Origin of the sequence: Rhizobium sp. Root149 (genome assembly GCF_001427345.1) — a bacterium.
GTDB classification, from domain to species: Bacteria; Pseudomonadota; Alphaproteobacteria; order Rhizobiales; family Rhizobiaceae; genus Neorhizobium; species Neorhizobium rhizoryzae.
In genome coordinates this window covers 129,737-154,196 of the sequence record NZ_LMGD01000024.1, presented here as the reverse complement: position 1 = coordinate 154,196, position 24,460 = coordinate 129,737, and the positions used below count along the sequence as shown (strand labels likewise).

23 protein-coding genes are annotated in these 24,460 nt (G+C 58.8%); 6 read left to right on the top strand and 17 right to left on the bottom strand.

What is annotated here, in order from left to right; genetic code table 11:
• Positions 1-119: 119 nt before the first annotated feature.
• The 3 genes from ASD54_RS23735 to ASD54_RS23725 all read left to right on the top strand — a co-directional run bounded on the left by ASD54_RS23735 (position 120) and on the right by ASD54_RS23725 (position 3,314).
• Positions 120-686: a MarR family winged helix-turn-helix transcriptional regulator gene (locus ASD54_RS23735; protein WP_062557062.1), complete on the top strand. Its 567-nt coding sequence runs from the start codon at positions 120-122 to the stop codon at positions 684-686.
• On the top strand, positions 683-2,275 hold the full coding sequence (locus tag ASD54_RS23730) for an ABC transporter substrate-binding protein (protein WP_062557061.1): 1,593 nt from the start codon (positions 683-685) through the stop codon (positions 2,273-2,275). The genes ASD54_RS23735 and ASD54_RS23730 overlap by 4 nt, the downstream gene beginning before the upstream one ends.
• Before the next feature lie 85 nt (positions 2,276-2,360).
• Positions 2,361-3,314, top strand: coding sequence for an isoaspartyl peptidase/L-asparaginase (locus ASD54_RS23725; protein WP_062557060.1), 954 nt, complete (start codon positions 2,361-2,363; stop codon positions 3,312-3,314).
• A gap of 45 nt (positions 3,315-3,359) precedes the next feature.
• Here the strand turns inward: ASD54_RS23725 and ASD54_RS23720 are convergent, their stop codons facing one another.
• From ASD54_RS23720 to ASD54_RS23710, 3 genes are read right to left on the bottom strand one after another with little or no spacing between them, the layout of a single operon-like run.
• Positions 3,360-4,106: a glucose 1-dehydrogenase gene (locus tag ASD54_RS23720; RefSeq protein WP_062557059.1), complete on the bottom strand. Its 747-nt coding sequence runs from the start codon at positions 4,104-4,106 to the stop codon at positions 3,360-3,362.
• Positions 4,103-5,125, bottom strand: coding sequence for a 2-dehydropantoate 2-reductase (locus ASD54_RS23715; protein WP_062557058.1), 1,023 nt, complete (start codon positions 5,123-5,125; stop codon positions 4,103-4,105). The genes ASD54_RS23720 and ASD54_RS23715 overlap by 4 nt, the downstream gene beginning before the upstream one ends.
• Positions 5,126-5,172: 47 nt before the next feature.
• Positions 5,173-6,123, bottom strand: coding sequence for a GntR family transcriptional regulator (locus ASD54_RS23710; RefSeq protein ID WP_062557057.1), 951 nt, complete (start codon positions 6,121-6,123; stop codon positions 5,173-5,175).
• A gap of 175 nt (positions 6,124-6,298) precedes the next feature.
• Between ASD54_RS23710 and ASD54_RS23705 the strand changes: the two genes are divergently transcribed.
• Positions 6,299-7,813 (top strand): carboxypeptidase M32, encoded by a 1,515-nt coding sequence (locus ASD54_RS23705; RefSeq protein ID WP_062557186.1) that lies wholly within the window; start codon positions 6,299-6,301, stop codon positions 7,811-7,813.
• Positions 7,814-7,822: 9 nt separating this feature from the next.
• Here ASD54_RS23705 and ASD54_RS23700 read toward each other — a convergent pair whose 3' ends face one another.
• The 3 genes from ASD54_RS23700 to ASD54_RS23690 form a co-directional block, all read right to left on the bottom strand.
• Entirely contained in the window at positions 7,823-8,749 is a 927-nt protein-coding gene (locus ASD54_RS23700; protein WP_062557185.1) for an MYG1 family protein, read from the bottom strand.
• A 139-nt stretch (positions 8,750-8,888) separates the two neighbouring features.
• A complete protein-coding gene (locus tag ASD54_RS23695) occupies positions 8,889-9,851 on the bottom strand; it encodes a dihydrodipicolinate synthase family protein (protein ID WP_062557056.1) in 963 nt (320 codons plus the stop codon).
• A 99-nt stretch (positions 9,852-9,950) separates the two neighbouring features.
• Positions 9,951-10,652 (bottom strand): GntR family transcriptional regulator, encoded by a 702-nt coding sequence (locus ASD54_RS23690; protein ID WP_062557055.1) that lies wholly within the window; start codon positions 10,650-10,652, stop codon positions 9,951-9,953.
• A 108-nt stretch (positions 10,653-10,760) separates the two neighbouring features.
• Here ASD54_RS23690 and ASD54_RS23685 point away from each other — a divergent pair, with 108 nt between their 5' ends.
• On the top strand, positions 10,761-11,180 hold the full coding sequence (locus tag ASD54_RS23685; RefSeq protein WP_062557184.1) for a GNAT family N-acetyltransferase: 420 nt from the start codon (positions 10,761-10,763) through the stop codon (positions 11,178-11,180).
• Here the strand turns inward: ASD54_RS23685 and ASD54_RS23680 are convergent, their stop codons facing one another.
• From ASD54_RS23680 to murA, 9 genes are all read right to left on the bottom strand, one after another.
• Positions 11,181-12,296, bottom strand: coding sequence for an anhydro-N-acetylmuramic acid kinase (locus tag ASD54_RS23680; RefSeq protein WP_062557054.1), 1,116 nt, complete (start codon positions 12,294-12,296; stop codon positions 11,181-11,183).
• A gap of 10 nt (positions 12,297-12,306) precedes the next feature.
• Complete coding sequence (locus ASD54_RS23675; protein WP_062557053.1) at positions 12,307-13,320, bottom strand: serine hydrolase domain-containing protein; 1,014 nt, start codon at positions 13,318-13,320, stop codon at positions 12,307-12,309.
• A 15-nt stretch (positions 13,321-13,335) separates the two neighbouring features.
• The gene (locus tag ASD54_RS23670) at positions 13,336-15,087 is read right to left on the bottom strand and encodes an ABC transporter ATP-binding protein (protein WP_062557052.1); all 1,752 of its coding nucleotides are present in this window, start codon (positions 15,085-15,087) and stop codon (positions 13,336-13,338) included.
• Complete coding sequence (locus ASD54_RS23665; RefSeq protein WP_062557051.1) at positions 15,084-15,926, bottom strand: ABC transporter permease; 843 nt, start codon at positions 15,924-15,926, stop codon at positions 15,084-15,086. Before ASD54_RS23665 ends, ASD54_RS23670 begins: the two co-directional genes overlap by 4 nt.
• Positions 15,923-16,885, bottom strand: a complete 963-nt coding sequence (locus ASD54_RS23660) for an ABC transporter permease (protein ID WP_062557050.1) — start codon at positions 16,883-16,885, stop codon at positions 15,923-15,925. The genes ASD54_RS23665 and ASD54_RS23660 overlap by 4 nt, the downstream gene beginning before the upstream one ends.
• A 25-nt stretch (positions 16,886-16,910) precedes the next feature.
• Complete coding sequence (locus tag ASD54_RS23655; protein ID WP_244484843.1) at positions 16,911-18,371, bottom strand: ABC transporter substrate-binding protein; 1,461 nt, start codon at positions 18,369-18,371, stop codon at positions 16,911-16,913.
• 124 nt (positions 18,372-18,495) lie between these two features.
• Positions 18,496-19,419, bottom strand: coding sequence for an N-acetylmuramic acid 6-phosphate etherase (gene murQ, locus ASD54_RS23650; RefSeq protein ID WP_062557048.1), 924 nt, complete (start codon positions 19,417-19,419; stop codon positions 18,496-18,498).
• A gap of 125 nt (positions 19,420-19,544) precedes the next feature.
• On the bottom strand, positions 19,545-20,423 hold the full coding sequence (locus ASD54_RS23645; RefSeq protein ID WP_062557183.1) for an N-acetylglucosamine kinase: 879 nt from the start codon (positions 20,421-20,423) through the stop codon (positions 19,545-19,547).
• Complete coding sequence (gene murA / locus ASD54_RS23640; RefSeq protein WP_062557047.1) at positions 20,420-21,676, bottom strand: UDP-N-acetylglucosamine 1-carboxyvinyltransferase; 1,257 nt, start codon at positions 21,674-21,676, stop codon at positions 20,420-20,422. Before murA ends, ASD54_RS23645 begins: the two co-directional genes overlap by 4 nt.
• Before the next feature lie 122 nt (positions 21,677-21,798).
• Between murA and ASD54_RS23635 the strand changes: the two genes are divergently transcribed.
• A complete protein-coding gene (locus tag ASD54_RS23635) occupies positions 21,799-22,647 on the top strand; it encodes a MurR/RpiR family transcriptional regulator (protein ID WP_062557046.1) in 849 nt (282 codons plus the stop codon).
• 10 nt (positions 22,648-22,657) lie between these two features.
• On the opposite strand, the gene ASD54_RS23630 is transcribed toward ASD54_RS23635, so the two are convergent.
• A complete protein-coding gene (locus ASD54_RS23630; protein ID WP_062557045.1) occupies positions 22,658-23,506 on the bottom strand; it encodes a carbohydrate ABC transporter permease in 849 nt (282 codons plus the stop codon).
• On the bottom strand, positions 23,503-24,423 hold the full coding sequence (locus ASD54_RS23625; protein WP_062557044.1) for a sugar ABC transporter permease: 921 nt from the start codon (positions 24,421-24,423) through the stop codon (positions 23,503-23,505). The genes ASD54_RS23630 and ASD54_RS23625 overlap by 4 nt, the downstream gene beginning before the upstream one ends.
• Positions 24,424-24,460: the final 37 nt, after the last annotated feature.

Genomic DNA, 24,460 nt, shown 5'->3' with positions numbered 1-24,460 from the left:
GAAGGCTGCCCTCCCCAACCATGATGTTCCATACGGAACTAAAAAAAGAGATTGACAGTCTATTAGCCTACCGTCAAGTTCCATACGGTACAAAATTGAATTGGGGCCAAGCACCGATCATGACCTCGCTGCCGCAACAGTCGTCGTTCGAGACCCTGCTTCGTCAGGGAGGGAAATCATTGGCAGGCGATGTCGATGTCGACCCGCTCGTGGGCGTCAAGCTGTGGGATAACCCGTGCTGGCTTTCCTTCCGGCTCAACTTTCTGGCGCTCCAGTTCAACGTGCCGGTCTACCGCTGGACGGAGAAAGAATTCGGCCTTCCAAGACCGGAATTCGTGGTGCTCTACTCGCTTGGTCTCGCGGATGGCCTGACGGCCAGTGCCATCTGCGCCTCATCCGGCTTCCCCAAGAATACGATCAGCCGCGCCATCCAGAAGCTGATCGACAAGGATATCGTTCGCCGGGAAGTGGACCCGGCGGATCTGCGCAGCTTCGTCCTCTACATCACGGACGAAGGCAAGCGCATCGTTGATGCGGCCATGCAAATGATGGTGGAACGGGAGCGGTCCATGATGTCCGCCCTCACGCCAGCCGAGATGCTGATGCTCTCGGAACTGCTTGCAAAGGTCGTGGTGAATTCCCCTGTTTCGCCCCCAACAATAAACAATGAGGAGAACGAAGAATGAGCATTTTCAAGGTATTGCGCACCGCCTCGCTGGCGGCGGCGCTTCTGGGCAGCGTGTCTGCCTCCGCACTTGCGGCAGATCTGACCATTGGCGTTCGCGCCGGTCCACTGTCCGTCGATCCGCATTTCACCGCAGCAGGCACCCATGCCGAAGCCGTGAAACACATCTTCGATTCGCTGGTGAAATCCGGTAACAATCTAGAGCTTGAGCCCGGGCTTGCTACCAGCTGGACGGCGGTTGACGCCACCACCTGGGAGTTCAAGCTGCGTCAGGGCGTCAAGTTCCACGATGGTTCCGATTTCACGGCTGAGGACGTGAAGTTCTCCATCGAGCGTATTCCGGCGGTTACCGGCCCGAACCCGACAACGATTTATGTGCGTCGTGTGCGCGGCATCGAGATCATCGATCCTTACACGATCCGCATCAAGACCGACGGTCCGGCACCTACGCTGCCGAACGATTTCATCCGTCTCTTCATCGTCTCGCACACGGCAGCCAAGGATTTCTCGGCCAGCGCGGACAAGGCGGCTGAAGGCTTCAATTCTGGCAAGGCCGCCATCGGCACCGGTCCTTACAAGTTCGTCTCCTGGACGCCAAAGGAACAGCTGGTTCTTGAAAAGTTCGATGGCTATTGGGGTCCTAAGGAGCCTTGGGACAAGGTAACCCGCAAGGAAATTCCAAACGATGCGGCGCGTGTTGCGCAGTTGAAGGCCGGTCAGGTTGATATCATCGCCCGCATCCCGTCTTCTGATGTCCCGACGCTGGAGAAGGATACCAAGCTTTCCATCGTTCGGCAGGAGAGTGTCTATCTCTTCAACATCGCGTTCGACTTCCGCGACAAGCCACCGCAGGTCAGCGCCAAGGATGGTTCGCCACTGCCAAAGAACCCTTTCCAGGACCCAAAGGTGCGTGAAGCCTTCGATCTCGCCATCGATCGTGAAGCGCTGACTGAAGTCGCCATGGAAGGCATGGGTGCTGTACAATCGCAGTTGGTCACACCTAACATCTTCGGCTGGAACCCGAATGTGAAGCCAACCAAGGCAGACCCGAAGAAGGCGAAGGCGCTGCTGGCGGAAGCCGGTTATCCGAACGGCTTCAAGGTCACCTTCTCCTTCACGAACGACCGCCTGCCGGGTGACAAGGATGTCGGCACGACGATCGCGCAGATGCTGACGGCGGTTGGCATTCAGGTTGAAGCCAATGCCCAGCCGGGTGCGGTGTTCTTCCCCGCCAATACGCGTGGCGATTACTCCATGACCATGTCCGGCTGGGGAACGCTGACGGGTGAGGCGAACTACACGCTCTCATCGCTAACGCACTCCAATGATCCGGCAAAGAAGCTCGGCGCGTTCAACCTGCGCGGCTACGTCAACCCGACCATGGACAAGCTGATCGAAGATGCAGCCGTGGAAATGGATACGGCAAAGCGCGAGAAGTTGCTGATGGATGCCAATGCACTGGTAGCGACGGATCGTCCCTACCTGGCCGTCGCCTCCACCATCTCGGCCTGGGGCATGAAGAAGACCATCTCCATCGTGCCACGCTCGGACGAGGATACGCTGGCGATGAACATTCGTCCGGCCAAGTGACATTCACTCAATAATGACAGGAGCCAGGCACCCCGCCTGGCTCTTTTCGTTTCGAAACAGGCAAGATGGTTGAGGAGAACAATCAATGAGCAGAATCGCGCTCGCAATTCATGGCGGCTGTGGCGTCATGGCCAAGCTGGATCTGAGCGAGGAGGAATGGGCAGCCGCCCGCGTGGATCTGGGTAAAGCGCTGAAAGCCGGCTGGGCGGTGTTGACGGCGGGCGGTTCGGCACTGGATGCCGTGCAGGCTAGCGTCGTTGTCATGGAAGATTCACCGCACTTCAACGCGGGCTACGGTGCCGCTTTGAATACGAATGGCAAGCATGAACTCGATGCCTCGATCATGGATGGCAGGACGCTTGAAGCCGGTGCCGTCACTCTCGTTCAACGCATTCGCAACCCCATCAAGGCGGCCCGCAAGGTCATGGAACATGGCGATGCCGTTCTATTGGGTGGACCTGCGGCGGATGAGTTTGCCGCTGAGGCTGGTCTCGATATTGTCGAGCCTGACTACTTTACCACCGAGCGACGGGTGAAAGCCTTGGCGGCCATGAAGGCGCATGCGGCAGCCGGGACCGCGGCAAAGGCCAGCGAAGCGGAAAAGCACGGCACCGTGGGCGCTGTTGCGCTCGATGCCCAAGGTCATCTTGCCGCGGCCACGTCCACTGGCGGCTATAACAACAAGCCGGAAGGTCGCATTGGCGACACGCCGATCGTCGGCGCCGGAACCTATGCACGGGATGGCGCATGCGCCGTTTCCGGCACCGGCAAGGGTGAATATTTCATGCGTTATGCCGTGGGGCATGAAGTGGCAAGCCGGGTGAGCTATCTGGGAGAAAGCCTCGAAAAGGCGGCGTCCAAGGTCATTCAGGAGGATCTCAAGCAGCACAATATCGGCGCTGGTCTTGTTGCCGTCGGTGCCGATGGCTCCATCACGGCACCCTACAACACCGATGGCATGTTCCGAGGCTGGGTGACGCCGGAAGGTGAGTTCTATGTCGGCACTCACTCAGAGGTTTTCCACGTTCAGCCTGAGTGATGGAAATCGGGAGGCCGCTTATCATGCGCAGCCTCCCGCCATTACTTACTTGCCTCCGTCGACGCTGATCACCTGACCAGAAACCCAGTTGGCGTAGTCGGAGGCGAAGAACATGACCATGTCGGCGATGTCATCGGCTTCGCCCAGACGCTTGAGCGCAATATTCTGGATCAGCCTCTGCTGCCCTTCTTCTCCCATGGCCATCCACTGACGCTCGGTCGCCGGGTTGGAACGGACAAAGCCGGGCGCAACATTATTGACGGTAATGTTCCAGGGACCGAGCTCATGGGCGAGCTGCCGTGTCAGGCCAATCTGGCCCGCCTTGGCGCTGGCATAGGATTGGATACCCGTCAGCGAAATGCCGAGCCCTGCGCCGCTGGAAATATTGATGATACGGCCAAAGCGCCGGGCCTTCATGGACGGGGCTACCGCCTGCGCCATGAAGAATACGCCAGAAAGATTCACATCCAGAATGGCCTGCCAGTCGGCCTCGGAAATGTCCTCTAGAGGGCGACCCACCTGACCGCGCACGCCACCGGCATTGTTGACGAGAATATCCACATCGCCAATCGACGCGACCGCTGCCTGCACCGCTGCCCGATCACCGACATCAAGCACATGGACCTGTGCGTTCGGTCCGCAAAGCGCGGCAGTTTCCGCCAAAGCTTCGGCATTGATATCACAGAGATGCACAATGGCGCCGCGACTTGCGAAACCTTGCGCAATTGCGCGGCCAAAACCATGTGCCGCGCCAGTTACGATGGCGACCTTGCCTTCGAAGGAAATGTTCATGCGGATGCCCTCGCGAGATCGTCGAGGTTGGATAGCTGCAGAGGACGATGGCCCTCTTCGATCTCGTGGATCATCTCCACCAGTTTCTGCACCATGGGTGTCGGCACATGCGAATCCTTGCCGACCTGAGCAATCGGAAGCACTTGCGCATCCACCTCCGTCTTACGCTTGCGAATCGCTAGATCCCGCCAGATGCCGGAATGGGATTTCACCGAGCGACGGTTGTGCGCGACCATCTCATCGAAGGAGCGATCGGTTTGTTCCTGTGTCGCAAGCGGCCCGAAGGCCGTAGGGTCGAAGCCGTCAAAGGCCTCCGGTTTGATGTTGTTGATGGCGGCGACGGTTGCCACTTCCAGAGCCAGCTTGCGCAGAACCGGACGCGCCTGCGGATTATCCAGCACATCGGCGATGCTGTCATTCGTCAGCGCGGTGCCAAACAGAAGCGCGCCATAGATCAACTTGCCCCAGAGAAAGCCCCAGATGTTGTTGGTGATCAGCGCCTTCGGTTCGAATTGTTTCAACAGGTCGTAAATGCGTTCAGCGCGCTCCGTGAAACGCCCATCCAGTTCGCCGATGACCACCGCGCCGTGGCCGCTATATTGCACAACGCCCGGCTCCAGATAGTCCGCGCCAAAATTCACGAAGCAGCCAACGACGCGGTTTTCGCCCGTAATCCGGGCGATCACCTGCTCGTTCAGACCGTTCTGGGCAGAAACGACGTAGCCGTCTGACGCCAGATGCTCCACGAGATCACGCGCCGCCGCTTCCGTATGATGTGCCTTCACGCAGAGATAAGCCCGTTCGAACTGGCCCTCCACTTCTTCCGGAAGGCAAGCTTTGGCCTTGAATGTTCCTTCGAAGATCGGGCCGGTAATCGTTAGCCCCTTCGTGTTGATGGCGTCGACATGCTCCTTGACGTTATCGACGAAGAGCACGTTCTCTCCGGCACGAAGAAAAGCGGCTCCCAGTGTGCCGCCGATAGCCCCGGCGCCCCAGATCAGGATTGGTTCTTGGCTCATACTGTGCTCCTTCATGCATGCGGCATGTCTTCAACGGGGTAATGGTTCTAAGAGGGTAATGCGGGTATGATAGTCCGCTCGATGTCGACCTCATCAGGCGCATGGCGGTATTCGATGCGGGGGAGTTGGGGGTAGCTATCCTCCAACGTCTCGTCTGCTCCGGTCGCATGGATGATGACGTCAGCCTCTGCGAGTTCGGCTCGAAACGCGGGCATGTCCATAGTCCCCGCGGTGATGTGGGATACATGCGGTGCGAAACGCTCGATTCCGGCTTTCAGGATCGGCAAGAATTCAGGGAAAAGTGAAACCGCTGCGACCTTCGTACGCGAATCCAGCGATGCGAGCGCGCGGCGGGTTTCTTCAGACGGGGTAAAACGTATGGCCATCACATTCGCATCCGGCAGCAGGGTCTTCACCTGCTGCAGCCGGTTGACGATGGTGACGACCAAGTCTGCCGAACGCGCCTCCAGAACGCCTTGCGGGTTTTGCTCCAGCGCGGAAATCGTTGTGAATTCTACGCGTGCATGATTTGCAAGCTTGCGGCCGAGAAAATCCGCATAGCTTCGCGTGGCATCCGGAAAGAGCCCCACCACAAGAACACGAGGTCTGGCTGGGCCATGATCGGACTGGCGAAGGCGCGTGTTGATGGCCGCGATCAGTTCTGTTGGCTGGAAGCCGAGTTTTCTGCTCTGCTCAATTAGATTGTCTATTTGTCTATACAGGTAGACATGTTTCGTTGGATCCGTTGCGCCGCCGCTTTGTCTATCGGCGACGAATGTGCCGGAACCCGGCCGGGTCTGCAGCAGTCCTTTCTCCTTCAGATCCGCGTAGACCTGAGCCACTGTCATCGGCGCAACGCCAACCATTTCCGCAAGCTCGCGTACCGACGGCAGTATCTCGCCCGGTGCGAGTTCGCCGCAGCTGATGCCGTACTCGATCAACCCGTGGAGCTGATTGCGCAAAGGAAGCGGCAGGTTTCGATCAACGGCGAACTTCATGATGATAACTGTGATAATAGGCTAATACGATTATTCTCCATTTGGGGAAGATCGTCAATGAGACGCTGTCAATTTGGATTGACATAATGCACTTCCGCTGAAATCGTATTATTCGGCTATTACGATTTATCTCGTGCTTCTGGTCATGAGTCAGAAGCTCGCGAAGGAGCACAAAATGAGCTATGCCGCATTCGAAGCAGAGATTGCCCGCGTCAATGATGTTCTCTGTTCGGTCAATCTGCTGACCTGGGATTCGCGCACGATGATGCCGCCCGGCGGGCTGGAAGCGCGAGCCAAGCAGATTGCAACACTTGTCGGCATTGCCAGGGACATGGCGACCAGCGACACGCTTCAGCGTTCCATCGAGCATGCGCAAGTGGAACTGGAGGGCGTTGCGCCAAGCGATACCCGCCGTCTGGCCGTCGAACAGGCGAAAGACGCGATTGCCGTGCTGTCCCGAATTCCGGCGGACCTCATCAGTGCAGCGGCGGAACTCAAGACGGTCGCCCAAGGGTCTTGGACCAATGCCCGTGCTGCGAATGATTTTGCGACCTTTGCGCCTTATCTCGAACGCACCATGGAGATGCAGCGGCAGATCGCGCAAGCAATCGGTTACGGTGAGCATCCCTATGATGCGGCGATTTCGGCTTACGAACCGGGCATGAGCTGGTCGCGGCTGAAAACCGTCTATGACGATCTGAGCAAGGGACTGCTGCCGCTTCTGGAGCGGGCCAAGCAGGTGCGAACGCGTGGCAATATTCTGGAACGCAGCTATCCGGTCGAGAAGCAGCGAGACTTTTCCAGCAAGATGGCGGCGCGCTTCGGCTACGATTTCAATCGCGGTCGTCTGGATGATGCCGTACATCCGTTCGAGATTTCCTTCACCAGTTCGGATGTGCGCATTACCGGACGTTTTCGGGAGAACTGGCTGCCGGCGGGTCTGTTCGCCGTCTGGCACGAGGCAGGTCACGGCATGTACGAGCAGGGCGTGGCACATGCCTTCTCACGCTCGGTCTTTGCCACCGATTTCATCAACCTTTATGCCGTTGGCGGCGCAAGTTTCGGTGTTCACGAATCCCAATCACGCCTGTGGGAAAACCGCGTTGGCCGCTCGCGCCGCTTCTGGGAACTTCACTTCAAGGAACTGCAAGCCAGCTTCCCGGATCAGCTGGCGGATGTTGATGCAGATGCCTTCTGGCGGGCCGTTAACGCCACGCGGCCCGGCTTTATTCGCGTTGAGGCGGATGAGCTGACCTATGATTTTCACATCATGCTTCGCTCGAAGATCGAGGCTGGATTAATGGCCGGAGACATTCGTGTGTCGGATCTGCCCGCAATCTGGCGGGAGGAGGTGAAGGCCTATCTGGGTCTTGACGTGCCGAATGATACGCTGGGCGTGCTGCAGGATGTTCACTGGTCGTCGGGGCTGGTCGGCTCGTTCCCCACCTACACGCTGGGCAACATCATGTCATCGCAGTTCTTCGCCGCTGCCAATCGTGAAACGGAGGTCTCGGGTGGTCTCGAGACAGGCGATTATGAGCCCTTGAAAAACTGGTTGAACTGCAATGTTCATCAGTTCGGGCGCTCTAAGTCGCCCAGCCAGTTGCTTATGGATGCGACAGGCTCCGATTTGTCCGTGACAGCCTATCTCGATGATCTCACGCGCAAGGTCCAAGCGCTGGAAAGCTGAAACTGTTCGTCAAACTGCTTTCAGATGCTCTGCGACGGCAAGTTCTGCCAGTTGCAGAGCTGCTTCCCGCGTGGCTGCTGCGGCAATGAAGCGGCCGTTGTGGCAGAAGGTGGCACCTGCCACGCCGCTTACATCGGCCAGTGCCTGACCGGTCAGGCCTGCCCAGGCTTTTGGCAGATCCGCGCGCAATTCGAAACTGTCACTGACCCGACGGATGCCAGTGAGGCACCAATCCTGATCGCGCGGGTGCACGACAAAAAGGAGATGCTCCGCGCCCGCTTTTACGATGGCGGGGCGGAAAGGCATTCCCATGGGCAGTTCCAGAACCTGGCTCTCTCCGGCGGCGGCGATCGCCTCCATCACCATGGATTCGGCGCGCAGCTTGGCGGCGTCTTGCTTCAGGTTCGCCTCCACGAAGCTGCGAGCAATGACGAGCGCGACATGAAACGCCCGGTCGTCGGCTTCCGGTGACTTATCATCGAAAACCGGCTTCAGCGTTTCCAGAAGAACCGGCAAAGTGAGATCGGCCAGCGGTCCAGCTGCCGATGGGTTCAGTGCCCCATTGTCCATGAGATCGATCGGCAGAACGAAGTCCTGATCGAAGCTTTGATGAAGGGTGACGACGTCCTTTTCTGGAACCTGCAAGGCACGCAGATAATCCTGCCCGTAATGCCGCCAGACCAGACCAAAAGAGCTGAACGGTTGACCGTCATCGCGCAAGGGCGCGCCGCGCTGGTGATGATCGAATATGCGGGCGTCCGGATCGAATGCCCCGCCGACATCGTAGATGATGCGGTCACCTGCCGGTGTGATCCACTCCGGTGCGCGGCTGCGTACGATGCGAGCCTGTGGATACAGGCGCGTGAGGACGACACTCGACAGAAGCTCATCCGCGTGGAAACCGCCGGAATGCGTTACGAGGAATTCTGGAGCCATGCCGAAACGCCCGATTGAGTTGAGATCATCAAGGTCGTTATCGGCTGACGCTTCAGAGTTCAAGAGGTTTGCTGCCAAAGGGAGCACCGTCAATCTTGATATTTATCAAATTTGACGTTGCTCACCCCGGCGCAATACATCAAGGCATGTAGGTCTGGACGGCACCCGACTGCTGGCTCCAGCCTGCGTACCAGGTGTTGAAGAGCTTGAACTGCGCCTCCACATAGCCGCGCTGGCTTTCCGTCAGTTCGTCGGTTTCGTTGAAGTGCAGCGTGTATTCGCTCTCACCCTTCAGCACCATCATGTACTTGAAGAAGAGAACCAGATCCGGGCCTTCGTCGAAGGAGGAGAGTACGCCGAGCGCGCTTTCCAGTTCGAGTGCTCGGGTGCGAGCGTCGAAATCGCCTGCAGCGGCGGCCTGTGAAAGCTTGCAAAGGTGAAGAACTTCCTTCGGCAGCACATTACCTATGCCCGTGATGGCACCGCTTGCGCCGCAATTGACATAGCCGTGGAAGACGGCCGTATCGACGCCGATCATCAATGTCACCTCGTCAGCGCGGCTGGTGATGTTCTCCGCCGCATAGCGCAGGTCGTCAGCGCCGCCGAACTCCTTGAAGCCGACGAGGTTCGGGTGATCGGCGCGTAGCGCGAAAAACAGGTCGGCGCGGGTGGCAAAGCCATAATAGGGGCTGTTGTAGATGACGGCCGGAAGATCGGGTGCTGCAGAGAGGATCGCCTTGAAGTGCGCCTTCTGTGCGGAGATGACGGAGCCGCGCGACAGGACGCGAGGAATGACCATCAAACCCTTTGCGCCAACCTTCTGCGCATGAGCCGCATGGGCCACTGCCGTTGCCGTGTTGACCGCACCGGTGCCGACGATGACCGGAACGCCAGCCTTGGCCAGACGCTCCACGCCTTCCATGCGCTGCGCATCCGTCAAAAGCGGCCAGTCACCCATAGAGCCGCAGTAGATAACGGCTGACATTCCCGCTGCAATCAACTCCTGACCCTTGCGCACCAGCGCGTCGAAATCTGGCGTGCGATCTGCTTTGCAAGGAGTCATCAGGGCAGGCATGACGCCTGAAAATACGGAAGTTGCCATGCGTCTATTCCCTCTGTTCGCCCGCGCAAGGGCGGCGGCTATCCTCTGGCCGCATTTATAGATCTTTGTATTTTATTTGTCGACAAGAAATTTAGATGATCAGATTTCTATCTTCAGCCGCTCGCCTTGTACCAGCAGCTTCTGAACCTGAGCGACGATCTGCTCGGCATGATCGCGGGCCAGGCGTTCGGCCGCATCAAGATCCCGTTGCTCCAAAGCTTCGATAATGTCCTCGTGTTCTTGAACGAACCGCTGGGGCAAACGGTCGTTGTAAGACTGGTAATAGAGCCGGAGTATGCGCCTTCCCTCATCCAGCAAGCGCTTGAAAAGGCCTGTAAAATAGGCATTTTTTCCCGCTTCCGAGATCGCCAGATGGAATTCCGCATTTGTCGCTATCATCGCCAGCGCATCCTGTGCCTGAACGGCAGCTGCAAAATGCTGCTGCTTTTCCCGGATGACGCTCAGATCCTTGGGGTCATGATTCTGTGCCGCCAGTTTGGTCGTGACGCGATACATCAGCACCAACGCATCGAAATAGGTGTGCATGTTCAGGAAATCGATCGGCGCGACAAGCGTCGACCGATTGGGCAGAGTGTGGATCAAGCCTTCTGCTGCTAGTCGTACCAGTGCCTCGCGGATCGGCGTTCGCGACATGTTGAAGCGTTCGGCTAGTTGAACCTCGTCAATCGCGCTTCCCGGTTGCAACACGAGATCGAGAATTTCATCGCGCAGCACATCATAGGCCAGCTTGACGCCTGAGCCTCTTTTGCGATCGCTACCTGTTGCAGCTTCTGGTTCCATCCGCCCTTACACCCCGTCCGTGATTTGGGGCGAAGCTAGGCATTCACGCGTGTGGTGTGAAGCGTTTTGTCTCTGGTCAGCGTAGTGAATGCCGCTTACAACACAAAAATGAACACGAAACTCGTTGTAACGGATAAACCAGAGCCGAATGAGCTTGGCGCCATCGGTGAAAACCTCTCAGCCTTCAACGACGCCGATGTCGGGCCGTCGGAGCGCAGAACTCTGGCAATTCTTGTTCGGGACGAGGCGGGCGCTCTCAAGGCGGGCATCAATGGCTATACCGGCTGGGGCTGGCTTTTCACGCAATGGCTGTGGGTGGATGAAAGCCTTCGCGGCCAAGGCATGGCAGGCCGCATGCTGCAGGCGGCAGAGGATGAAGCAAGGGCCCGAGGCTGCCATTCCGCCTGGATAGATACTTTCAATCCCGTCGCTGAAAAGGCTTATACCCGTCAGGGCTATGCAGTCTTCGGCGAACTTCCGGATTTTCCCATCGGGCGCACCCGGAAGTTTCTGAAGAAAAAGCTCTGACTATCCTGCCAGTCGACCGCCCTTCAGCGGTTCCGGTGCACCTGTCGTGGTGGGGAAGCTGATCGGCATGTCGCGAAGCACGCGCACGGCGAGGAAGGCGAAGCATTCGGCCTCCACCGCATCACCGCGCCAACCCAGCGTTTCCGCCGGTTGAACCTCGACCTTGGCACGTTCGCCCAACATCTTCATCAGCGTCGGATTATGGCGACCGCCACCGCTGACGAAGAGCTTTTCAGGTCGCTGCGGCAGCAGATCCAGCGCCTTGCCAACAGCCGATGCTGTGAAAGCTGTCAGGGTGGCCGCACCATCCTCCAGCGAAAGCCCGTCTGCCATGCCGGCGCCAAAGTCGAAACGATCCAGCGATTTGGGGAACTTTGCCGTCAGATAAGGATGTTGCAGAAGCTTTTGCAGGCGCTCCTCGTTCACCGTGCCTGAAGCTGCTATCAGGCCATCGCGATCCATATCGCCGCGACCATGCTGCTTGATCCAGTCATTGATCGGCGCATTGGCCGGGCCCGTATCGAAGGCTACGACATGGCCTTTTCCGTTGCTCCAAGTGGTGTTTGCAACGCCGCCGAGATTGAGAATGGCCGCAGAGCCATCCTGCGAAACGCCTTTCAGCAAAGCGGAATGATAGGCAGCGGCGAGCGGCGCACCCTGTCCCCCGGCGCGCACATCAGCGCTGCGGAAATCATAGGCAACTTTGCAGCCCAGAAGCTCTGCCATCAACTCGCCATCGCCCAGCTGGCGCGTCGCGCCAATGCGGCCCGGCTGCGGGGCGCGGTGCAGAACCGTTTGACCGTGGAATCCGACAACGCCGATCTCTGCCATGGAAAGGCCGGTGCTTTCCACGAGTTCACGCACGGCTGTCGATTGCGCCCGTGTCAAAGCTTCCTCTGCACGAGTGAAGATCTCCGGTTCAGGCCCTTCGAAATTCCATTTGCGCGCCTGAGCAAGCGTTTCCTCCAGCAGATCACGAACCGACTGGTCGTAGGGTGCCAGCGTATAGGCACCGAATTCCTCGATCCGCTCGCCATCGGTTTTCAGGAGAGCAACGTCGATGTTTCCATCGAGAACGGTTCCGGTCATCAAACCTACAGCCCAGATCGGTTGCATCAGTCTCTCCTTAGTATCGGTTGATGACATCGCTTAACGCTGCCCTTAGCGCAAAAATACCGCTGTCGAAATGGCGGGTGGGGTGAACGCGGTTGGTCAGAAGCGTCCAGGCCCGACCGCGCTTGAAATCGATCCAGAGAGCAGTGCCGGTAAAGCCCGTATGGCCGATGACGCTGTCATTGCAAAGCGATCCGCCGGACCAACCGGCATAGGGGCGTTCCCAGCCATGAGTACGTTTCTGCGACAATGGCTGGCGCATCCATTTCACCACAGGGTCATTCGTCAGGTCGCGCTGCAGAAGATCGCGTGCATAATCCAGAACCGCATCAGCCGTGCCGAACAGCCCTGCGTGGCCAGAGCCTTGCAGCGCATAGCAGTTCTCGTCATGCACATCGCCGCAAATCATGCGGTTGCGCCAGGCGCAGAACTCGGTCGCGGCTGTAACCTTAGGGTCGCCTGAAAAGGCAAAGCCGGAACCGGCATCCATTTCGCGAATGTGTTTTCCTGCCAGCCGCTCCAGCGCAATGCCGAGAAGGATATAGTTGATGTCGGAATAGGCCGGCTCCCCCCGTTTCCACTCGCGTTGAAGCACGAAAGCCCGCAAGCGGTCAGGGTCATCGCCATAGGTATAGATCGGCTCGACAGCCGGAAAGGGCGTCTGGTGGCCGAGACATTGGCGGAAGGTAACCGTGCGCTCCCAGCAGTTCGGCGCATATTGCCGAAAATCCGGAATGACGGTGGTGAGCGGCGCATCGAGATCGATGGTGCCAGCCGCTGCCAGTTCCAGAATGCGACGCGTCGTGAATATCACTTTGGTGAGCGACGCAAGATCGAACCATGTATCGACGGTCATGGGGCGTTCGCCGCCGACCTTTTGCGCCAAGCCAATGGCGCGGGTCAGGCGATTGCCTTGGATGTCGATCATGCCAAGTACGCCGCCGGGAATGCTGCCTTCGTCGATGCTGGTCTTCAGCAACGCAAAGGCGGCTTCGAACGGGGCGGCAAGATCGGCAGTTTCTGGCATGGTCAAATCCGGGTTTCAGGCATTGGCGGCTGGCGGAATACGCACGCGATGATCCTGCGCGAGGGTGAACCATTGCGCGGGCTGAGGCTCATATCCGGCTGGACGCAGAAGCGTTGGCACGGCTTCCAGGTTCAGCTTGAAGCCTTCGCGACGACGCTCCATGGTCGGCACTGCGGCAATCAGCTTCTTCGTATAGTCATGTTGCGGGTTGGAGAGAACCGAGCGCGCATCGCCGATTTCAACGATCTGCCCGCCGTAAAGCACGGCCACGCGATGGGCAATCCGCTCCACCACGGCCATATCATGTGAGACGAAGAGATAGGCGAGATTGCGCTCTTTCTGGAGATCGATCAGCAGGTCGAGCACCCGCGCCTGAACCGAGACATCCAGCGCCGACACCGCCTCATCCAAAACCAGAATGGAAGGATCGAGCATGAGAGCGCGGGCAATGCAGAGGCGCTGACGTTGGCCGCCGGAAAATTCATGCGGATAGCGGGCGAGGCTATCGCTCGGCAGGCCGACGCGCTCCAGCAGCGAGACCATCCGGGCTTGGACATCTTTCGTGATGCCTTGCCCGGTTGCAAGCACCGGCTCGGCCAGCAGGCTTTGCACGTCAAGGCGCGGGTTCAGCGAGGCATAGGGGTTCTGGAACACCATCTGCATCGGTTTTTGCGATTGCGTGGCCTGCTGTGCATCAGCACGGAATGTCCCACGCGTTGGGTTCACCAGACCCAGCAATGCACGCGCCGTGGTGGACTTGCCCGAACCGCTTTCTCCGACAATGGCCAGCGTTTCCCCCGGCAGGATATCGAAATCGACGGATTCCACCGCATGAATGGCGCCAATGGAGCGGCGAAGAAGACCGCCAGTGGCGGGAAAGCGAACGGTGAGACCTTCCACCGAAAGGCAGGCCTTCGCTGCCGATGGCGAAAGGCGCGGCGCATCCTCCCGCACATGGTTGCCATTGGTGAAGTGCGGAACCGCCTTCAAGAGATGCTGCGTGTAGGGGTGCTCAGCATGATCGAGGATCTGGTCCGCCGCCCCCTGCTCAACCACCTGTCCCGCTTGCATCACCATCACACGGTCTGCAATGCCTGCGACGAGGCCGAGATCATGCGTGATGAAGATGAGGCCGGTGCCGGTTTCTCGCTGAAGTTCTGACAAGAGCGCCATGATCTGCGCTTGTACGCTGACGTCGAGCGCCGTTGTCGGCTCATCCGCAATCAGCAGGCGAGGGGAGGCGGCGAGCGCCATGGCGATCATCACCCGCTGGAGCATGCCGCCGGACAGCTGATGCGGATAGTAACCGAGACGGCGGGAGGCATCGGCAATGCGCACGCGATCCAGCGCGCGAAGCGTCTCGGCCCGGGACTCTGAACCACTCTTACCTTGCAGGCGGAACACTTCCTCGATTTGCTTGCCGATGGTGACGACGGGGTTAAGCGAGGTCATCGGCTCCTGAAAGATCATGCCGATTTCGGACCCGCGGACGCGCTCAAGCTCATGCTCGGCGAGTGTTGCGAGATCCACCGTGCGGCCGTTCGAGGCGGCGAAATCGATCCGCCCATTCAGAATCCGCCCGCCGCCGTAATCGATCAGCCGGTTGATGGACAGCGCAGTGACTGACTTGCCGGACCCACTCTCGCCGACAATGGCCAGCGTTTCACCGGCATCGAGCGTGAAGCTGGCATCGCGGATGATCGGCTTGACGGTGTTGCCTTTGCCGAAGCCAACGCTGAGGTTTTGAACCGAGAGAAGCTGTGTCATGCCGCGACCCTGCGCATACGTGGATCCAGAAGATCGCGCAGCGCATCTCCCAACAGGTTGAAGCCGAGAATGCCGAGCATGACGGTGAGGCCCGGAAAGATCAGCAGCCACGGTGCCATTTCCATGAGGTTTATGCTGTCGGCCAGCATGAGGCCGAGCGAAGAATTCGGCGGCTGTGTGCCAAGGCCGAGGAAGCTCAAGCCCGATTCCGTCAACAGCGACCATGCCAGCGCCAGCGTCACCTGCACGGTCAAAGGTGCCACGAGGTTCAGCATGAGGTGCCGCGTCAGGATATAGCTGGTGGAACTGCCGAAGGTGCGGGCCGCATCGACGAAATCCCGCGCCCGGATGGACAGGGCAGGACCGCGCACCACGCGGGTGAAGATCGGCGTATAGACAAAAGCAATCGCGAGAATGCTGGTAAAGGTGCCGGGGCCGACCACGGTAATGAACAGCAGCGCCAGCAGAATGGCCGGAAACGCCAGCAGAACATCCATCAACCGCATCACCACGCCATCCCACAGGCGACCGAACCATGCGGCAGTCAAACCAAGGATGGTGCCAACAATGGCTGCAATGCCCACCGAGGAAAAGGCAACGAGAAACGACTGGCCGATGCCGATCATCAACCGGCTCATCACATCGCGACCGAACATGTCGGTTCCCATCCAGTGAGCCGCACTTGGCCCCTGAAGCCGGTCAATGCGGAACTGTTTCAGCGGATCGTAAGGCGTGAGGCCAAACCATGCGGCAAGGGCGATCGCAAGATAGAGGCAGACGATGAACGCGCCGATCCGCCCGCTCGAATGGCCGAGCAGTCTCGTGAGGAAGCTTCTCATGACCGGCCTCCGAGACGAATGCGCGGGTCGAGCATGACATAGGCGAGATCAACCAGAAGATTGACGATCATGAAGTTCAGCGCCACGAACAGAACGGCACCCTGCACCAGCGCATAATCCCGCTGAAGAATGGCCTCCAGCGTCATGCGGCCAAGGCCGGGCAGCGCGAAAATCTGCTCCACCAGCACGGCACCGCCCAGCAGATATCCGAACTCGACACCGCTGAGGGTCACAACCGGGATCAGCGCATTGGGCAGGGCGTGCCGCCAGATGACATGGCGTTTGGATACGCCCTTGCTGCGGGCCGTTCTGACATAATCGTCGCTCAGCACATCCAGCATCGCGGAGCGGGAAATGCGGGTCACGGAGGCGGTGAAAGAAAGCCCAAGTGTCAGCGCGGGCAGTATCAGCTGGCTGAGATTGCCAAGCGGGTCCTGTGCGAACGGAATGTATTCGCCCATGGACGGCAGGATACCGAAGCCCGCCGAGAGAACGTAGATGATGCCAAGACCGATGACGAAACTGGGCGTCGATTGGCCGATCATCGCGAAAATCCGCACGCCGAGATCAGAGCCGCGCCCACTGCGCGTGGCGGCGAACACGCCAAGCGGCAGGCCGCAGCAAATGGCAATCAGCATGGAAAGAACGGCAAGCTCCAGCGTCAGCGGAAAGCGCTGGAGGATCACGTCCAGCACTGGCTTTCCATAGGTAACCGACAGGCCGAGATTGCCGGAGATAACGCCGGACAGCCATTTGCCATATTGAACGAGCCAGCCTTGATCGAGGCCGAAATAGGCGGCAAGCGCCTGGCGCTGATCCGGCGTCAAAAGGCCCGCTTCCGTGCCGAGCATGGCCGTGATGGAGTCACCGGGTACGAGGCGGATGGCCACGAAAACCAGAATAGAGACGCCCAGCATCACAAGAGGGAATGTGACGAGACGTCGTAGCAGGTAGTTCATCGTGTCATCCGCCTCGAACTCTTGATTACTTCAACGAAACCTTGGAAAGCCCGAAGAGCGATCCATCAGGGGTTGCGACGAAGTTTTGTACGTTCTGCTGCTGTGCCGTGTAGGAATAGCCGGTGTAGAGCCAGATCCACGGCGATTTTTCAGCAAGATGCTTGTCGAAGGCAGCAAAGATTTCCTTGCGCTTGGCAATATCGGTTTCCACGCGGCCCTTCTGCATCAGATCATCCAGCGTGTCATCGACGTAGTTTGATACCTTTTGCAGGTTGCCGGCCTTGGTCCAGTAACGGTTATACATGGTGTAGGGATCAGCGCGGCCGCCGTTGAGAGCCACGGCCATATCGAAATCACCCTTCAGCCAGGTGTCGACATAGACGTTCAGTTCCATCAGCTTGATATCGAGCTTGATGCCGATCTCCTTCAGTTGCGACTGGATCACCTGCGCTTCGGAAGCAGCGGTTGGCGGCTCGCCGGTTGCTGCGATCACGGTAGCCGAAAAGCCATCCTTGAAGCCAGCATCAGCCATCAGCTTCTTCGCCTTCTCCAGATCCTTCTTGTAGCAGAAGAGAGAGTTCGGATCCGAACGATAGAGCGGCATGGTCAGAGGGCCGGTGATCTGGCCTTCACCCAGAAGGGCGGTATCCAGAACATCCTGCCGGTCGATGGCGCAGGAAATGGCCTGACGAACGGCCAGTTCCGTCATCGGCTTGCGCGATGGGTTGAGTTGCAGCACGTGGTAGGAGAGGACCGGCTTGCGGTTCAGCGTCAATCCGGCAACCTTTGGCACGAGCGTTGCGACCAGCGGATCGTTCAGTAGGGCGAAATCCACCTGCTTGGCGCGAAGGGCTGCGAGAATGGCGTTTTCATCCGGCAGGACGCTAATGTCGATACCATCGACACCCACCTTACCGCCAGCCCATTCGGCATTGGCTTTCAGCACTTCCTTCTGGTTCGGCTCCCACTTTTCCAGCTTGAAGGGGCCGGTGCCGACAGCTGCCGTGCCGATCTTGCCGCCGGTGATTTCGGACGCCGGGACGATGGCTGCATTGATGCTGCCCATGGCTGTCAGCAAGGGCACATCCGGCTGGGAGAGGTTGAAGACGACAGTCTTGTCATCGGGCGTATCGATGCTGGCGATCGACAGATAGTTGGCGCGCGCGGCGGCACCGGTCGCCTGATCCAGAATACGGGTGAAGGAGGCCTTCACATCGGCGGATGTAACAGCCGCGCCGTTATGAAACTTCGCCGCAGGGTCCAGCTTGAAGGTCAGCGTCTTGGCATCGGAAGAGAAGGTCCATTCCTTGGCAAGAGCCGGAACGACCTTGAGATCACCATCAAGGCGCACCAGCGGTTCATAGATGAGTTCGAGCAGGCGAATGGACGAAAAGGCCGTCTGCTTGTGCGGGTCGAGGCCGGTTGCATCCTGCGCCCAGGCCATTTTCAACGTTGCGGCAAGGCTTGGAGTGGCAGTGGCACCCATGAGGCCACCAACGACGGCAGCACAGGCCAGCCATTTACAGGCGATTTTCAGTGTCATGCTCATTCTCCCTCTGGTGAGCTGGTCCCGAAGCTTCTGAAGGCCGGGCACTCAGCGAAAAATTCGTTCAGGCCTGCGCCTCTGCAATTGCCTTGCGAAGAAAACCGTCATGCCGGGTCAGCGCGAGATCTGCATCCTGCGCTTCCATGCCTGTGAGGATCATCAGGATTGCGCGCTTCACGTTATTGCCGCTCTTCTTCAGGTGGCTCTCCGCAATGTCCGCAGAACACCCCGTTGCCTCGGCAATGATGCGGATAGCCCGCGCCTCGAGCTTCTGGTTACTGATGGTCAGATCCACCATCAGGTTTTCATAGGTCTTGCCAATGCGGATCATGCTGGCCGTTGTCAGCATGTTCAAGACCAGCTTTTGCGCGGTGCCGGATTTCAGACGCGTGGAGCCGGTTACCACTTCCGGCCCGACGACCGGCGCAATTGCGATGTCTGCCATCTCGACCAGCGTCGAATGCGGATTGCAGGTCAGTGAAATCGTCTTCGCGCCGATGGATTGCGCATAAGTCAGCGCACCGACCACATAGGGTGTTCTGCCGCTGACCGCGATGCCGACAACGACATCCTTGGCAGACAGGTTGATCTCTTGCAGATTGCGCTTGCCTTCTTCCACATCGTCTTCCGCACCCTCCACGGCATGCAGAATGGCCTTGGGACCGCCTGCGATCAGACCGACCACCATGCCCTCAGGCACGGAGAAAGTGGGCGGGCATTCGGATGCATCGAGAACGCCAAGCCGGGCGCTCGTTCCCGCACCAATGTAAATCAGGCGGCCGCCTTCGCGAAACGCGCGGACGATCTCGTCCACGGCCTTCGCGATTTCAGGGATAACACGGGCAACCGCCGCCGGAACCAGTTCATCCTCCCGATTCATGACGGTCAGAATGTCTTGCGTCGGAAGTAGATCGATCGACATGGATTTGGGATTGCGAGCTTCCGAAACCAGCTGCTCAAGTTCGGCCATCAGGTGCTGGTGCGACATGGATCCTCGCTCATCATTTTTTAACAGACTATGATCGTATATTCCGACTGTCAACGAGAAAAGGAATATATTATTCCTTAAGGGTCATGTCCAAAATGGTCGCCTGATCAGTTCGTCGTCGGGGATTAAAGTCGCCTTGCGAGAATGATCGAGCCGCTCACCGCATCGCCATCGGCAGGCTTCAAGCGGCGGCGTACATCGGGTGAAAGCCACGGCTCAAGAGGGCCGGAAAGACCCCCCAGTAGGGTAACCAGAGGCGCACCGTATTCTATCAGCCTGCGCACCAGCGCATCGATCTGCTCGGCACCCGCCTGCACGATCTGCCGTGCTGCCGCATCCCCTTGGTCGGCATGGCGCAGAACCAGCGGCGCGAAGGTAGCGTAATCGGTGGCGGTTGCCTTATCCATCCAACCAACGATCTTCGCAGGCGTGTGGTCGAAACGGTTCAGCACTTCGTTCAGCAGGGCTGTCTTTTCGCGCCGCCCATCGAAAGCCCGCAGAGAAAACTGGATGGCCTTCAGGCCGAGGTCGGCACCGCTGCCCTCATCGGAAATGGGAAAGCCATAGCCACCGGCGCGCAACTCCTGCCCGCCGACAATGGCAAGCCCGATGGAGCCCGTACCTGCAATGACGATGCCGCCATCTTGGCCGGAATGGGCTCCTAAACAGGCGGCTGCTCCATCTGAGGTGAAGCATATGCTGCCGAAAGGATGTGGTAGTGCTTCCAGTTCTTCGCGGGATCCCGCCCGTGTGAGGCCTGCAATGCCGATCCCGGCTTTGACGTTGCGAGCCTCTAAGGGATTAAGGCCCGCTTCTTCCGCAGCCCCCGTCCAGGCCCGCATAACCGAGGCCCAGGCGTTTTCGACGCCCAGCCGCGTGGTGGCAGGGCCAGAAAGACCCTGACCCAGCACGTTTCCCGCCTCATCCACCAGTCTCGCACGGCAGCCAGTGCCGCCGCCATCGACACCGAGAAAGAGCACCTGGTCCTTCAACTCGGCTGTCATCGGGACACCCGCCGGATGTTTGCGCCGCATTGGGAGAGCTTGCGGTCCAACTGCTCGTAGCCGCGGTCCAGATGATAGACGCGCTTGATGACCGTTTCGCCCTCTGCCGCAAGCGCTGCCAGAACGAGACAGACGGAGGCGCGCAGGTCCGTCGCCATGACCGGCGCACCCTTGAGGAACGGCTTGCCTCGCACCAGAGCCACCGCTCCGTTCAGGGCGATATCGGCTCCCAGACGGCCCAGTTCCGGCACATGCATGAAGCGGTTTTCGAAAATGGTTTCGCGAATGACGCTTGCTCCATCCGCAAGGCAGGCCATGGCCATGAACTGCGCCTGGAGGTCTGTCGGAAAGCCGGGATAGGGCTCAGTGGTGATATCGGCATGTTTGATCCGTTCACTGCCGTTCACCACCACCCCCCGGTCTCCGGGCCATACGGTTGCACCCATGCTTTCCAGCACTTGCAGAACGGATGCCATATGCTCCATGCGCGCATTGACAAGCTCGATCCGCCCGCCGGTGATCATCGCAGCGGCGGCATAGGTGCCTGCTTCCACACGGTCGGGAATGGCATGGTGGCTGGAAGGCCGCCAGTTCGTTTCTCCCTTCACCAGAAGGCGATGCGTGCCAGCGCCTTCGATCTCGGCACCCATGGCGGTCAGGCAGGCGACGAGATCCACCACTTCCGGCTCGCGGGCCGCATTCAGGATTTCCGTTTCACCCTTGGCACAGCAGGCCGCCATCAATGCAGTTTCCGTGGCACCAACCGATGGCCCTGATAGAACGATACGCGCACCTTTCAGGCCGCCATTGGTAGACGCAACGATGTAGCCGCCCTCGACAAAGACTGTGGCGCCGAGTGCGGTCAGAACCTTCAGGTGCATATCAACCGGCCTTGCGCCAATCGCGCAGCCGCCGGGCAAGGAAACGCGGGCGGCACCGAACCGGGACAGGAGAGGGGCCAGCACAAGAATGGAAGCGCGCATTTTGCGCACCGTTTCATAATCCACTTCGCCCGGCGTCAGTTGCGCTGCGTGAATGGTGGTGCCTGCCGCATCCTGTCTCAGTTCCGCGCCATACTGGGAAATAATCCGCAGCATGTTCTCCACATCCGAGACCTTCGGCAGGTTCGTCAGCTCCAGCGGATGGGGAGAGAGGAGCGCTGCGGCGATTTGCGGAAGAGCGGCGTTCTTGGCTCCGGAAATCGGCACTGCGCCATCCAGCCTGTTGCCGCCAGTGATATGCAGTTCGTCCATGGGCTCGTCATCCGGTCAAAGACTGCGACATGCAGGATTCGGGGGGTGACCGATCATAGGATAGGCGCTATAATATTCCAGATAATTTTTAAATTTCGAATAGCTTATTCCGCGGAGGGATCATGTCGGTTCTCAAGGTTATCCAGGCGAAGCTGGATTCCATGACGGATGCCGAGCGCCAGATCGGCCAGTTCATCATCGATGATCCCGACCGCATGGTTCAGCTTTCCTCGGCCGAACTGGCGGCTGCCACTGGGCGCAGCCAGTCCAGCGTGGTCAAGTTCTCGCAGAAGATCGGCTATGATGGCTATCAGCAGCTGAAGCTTGCCGTCACCAAGGCCAAGGCACAGGAATGGCGCGTGCCTTCCGGCATGATCCACGGCACGATCGATGCAGGCGATAATTTCGTCACTATTCAGCAGAAGCTGGTGGCGAGCAAGGTGTCTGCCATGCAGCAGACCATGCAGGTGAACGCCGAGGATGAGGTGACGCAAGCGGTTGCAGCACTCGCCAAGGCACGCCGTATTCATCTGGCGGGTATCGGTGCCTCATCGCTGGTGGCGCGAGACTTTTCCTACAAACTGCTGAAGCTTGGCCTGATGGTGCTGATGGACCGCGACCCGCATGTGCAGATGGCGAATGCCGCCTCGTTGGGCGAGAGTGACGTTCTGTTCGCCATTTCGCAATCGGGCGGCAATAATGAGACGATCCGGCTGGCGGAACTGGCGCGCACATGTGGCGCCAAGGTGATCACCTTGACAGGCCTGCACGGGAACAAGCTGGCACAACTCGCCGACATCTCGCTGCATACGGTAGCCGACGAAGAGCGGGTTCGCTCCTCCGCCATCACGTCACGCGATGCGCAGCTTGCCATCTGCGATCTCGTTTTCCTACTGCTGATTGCCAAGCTTCCTGGCGCAAACGATGCCATCCACGCCAGCGAGGCGGCGGTTTCCATCCTCAAGACTTAGGTAGAGGGCGCTACTTGATAGCGCCCGCCGTCATGCCATTGATGAATTGCCGTGACAGAGCGATGTAGAGAATGATGATCGGCAGTGCCGAGAGCGTGAGGCCGGAAAACAGCACGCCCCAATCCGTGCCGAACTCACCCATGAAGGTCGTCAGGCCCTGCGGCAGGGTTTTCAAACTGTTGTTCTGAATGAAGATCAGCGGGAAGAAGAAGTCGTTCCAGATGGGTACCACGTTCTGGATTGCGGCAATCACCATGGCAGGACGCACCAGCGGCAGCATGATGGACCACATGATGCGGGCCTCGTTCGCCCCATCCATGCGCGCTGCATCTTCCAACTCGTTTGGCAGGCTGCGAATGAAGCCGGTCATGATGAAGACGGTCGTCGGCAGGCCGGTGGCGACATAGATGAAGATCAGCGAGAGCCGCGAGTCGATCAGGCCGAAATCGCGCATCTGGATGAAGAGGGGAATGATGGCAAGCTTCAGCGGCAGGGTCAGGCCCGCAAGGAAGAACAGCAGGATAAGGCCAGAGCCGCGAAACTCGTAGCGGGCAATGGCATAGGCCGCCATAGTGCCGAGAATGAGGATCAGCGCTATCGATGCGCCGGTGACGATGAGCGAATTGCCCATGTAGAGCAGAAAATCCGTCTCGTTCCACACCCGCAAAATGCTCTTCACATTGGTGAAGTCTGGAATTGAGAACGGCGACTGGAAAATCTGAGCATTGGTTTTGAAGGCGGAAAACACCATGATGACGATAGGAGCCAGCATGACGATGCTGTTGCCGATCAGAAGAATCTGGATCAGCCCATCCCAGCCGAAGGTGCGGAATGTGCTGCTCTCGACGGATTTCCTCATAGCTGGATCTCCCGCTTGCGCAGCCGGATGGTGATGACGCTGGAAACCACGGCGATGAACAGGAAGATCAGCACGGCGAGCGCACTGCCGGGACCAAAGTTTTCAGCCGACGCAGACATGCTGCCGAAGGCAGTCCGGTAGAAGTAGAGGCCAAGCACGTCTGTTGCACCATGCGGCGAGCCATCGACGCCACCCATGATGAAGGGCAGTTCAAACCAGTTGAACGCACCGACGAAGAGCAGCGTGAAGACAACGGTTGCGGAAGGCGCGACCAGCGGCCAGACGATCTTGCTCATCTTCACCCATTCGCTTTCGGTTTCCATCCGCACGGCATCCAGGATTTCAGAAGGAATGCGCTGCATGCCTGCCAGGAACACGAGTGTCGGGAAACCCACCATGTGCCACGCATTGGCAACGACAATCGCTGTCAGGGCGGTCGAATCCTGCCCCAGCCATGGCTGGGCCAGACTGCCAAGTCCGACCGCGCGAAGGGTGGCGTTCACCGCACCGAACAGCGGATGATAGAACAGTTTCCACAGCAGGCCGACGATGACGGTGGACAAGACCACCGGCAGGAAGACTGCGATACGATGGAAGCGCGCGCCCCAAAGCTCGCGCCACAGGCAATAGGCGAGAATGAAGCCAAGGCCGTTCTGCAACACCATCAGGGCGAAGAAGACGAAGATATTGTGTTTGAACGCGTTGATCGTTCGTTCCGAGAACGGAAACTCAAACAAAACGCGATGGAAATTATCAAACCAGATGAAATCGCCACGAGCCAGCCCGTGCCATTCATAGAAGGCATAGGCGAAGGCCGATAGGATCGGATAGACGAGAAACAGACACATGAAGGCAATGGGCGGCACGACGAGTGCTGCAATCCATAATCTTCGACCTGTCAACTGGCTGGAAATCATCAGACGATCCTGCACGGCCTGCGAGGGAAAGGGTCGC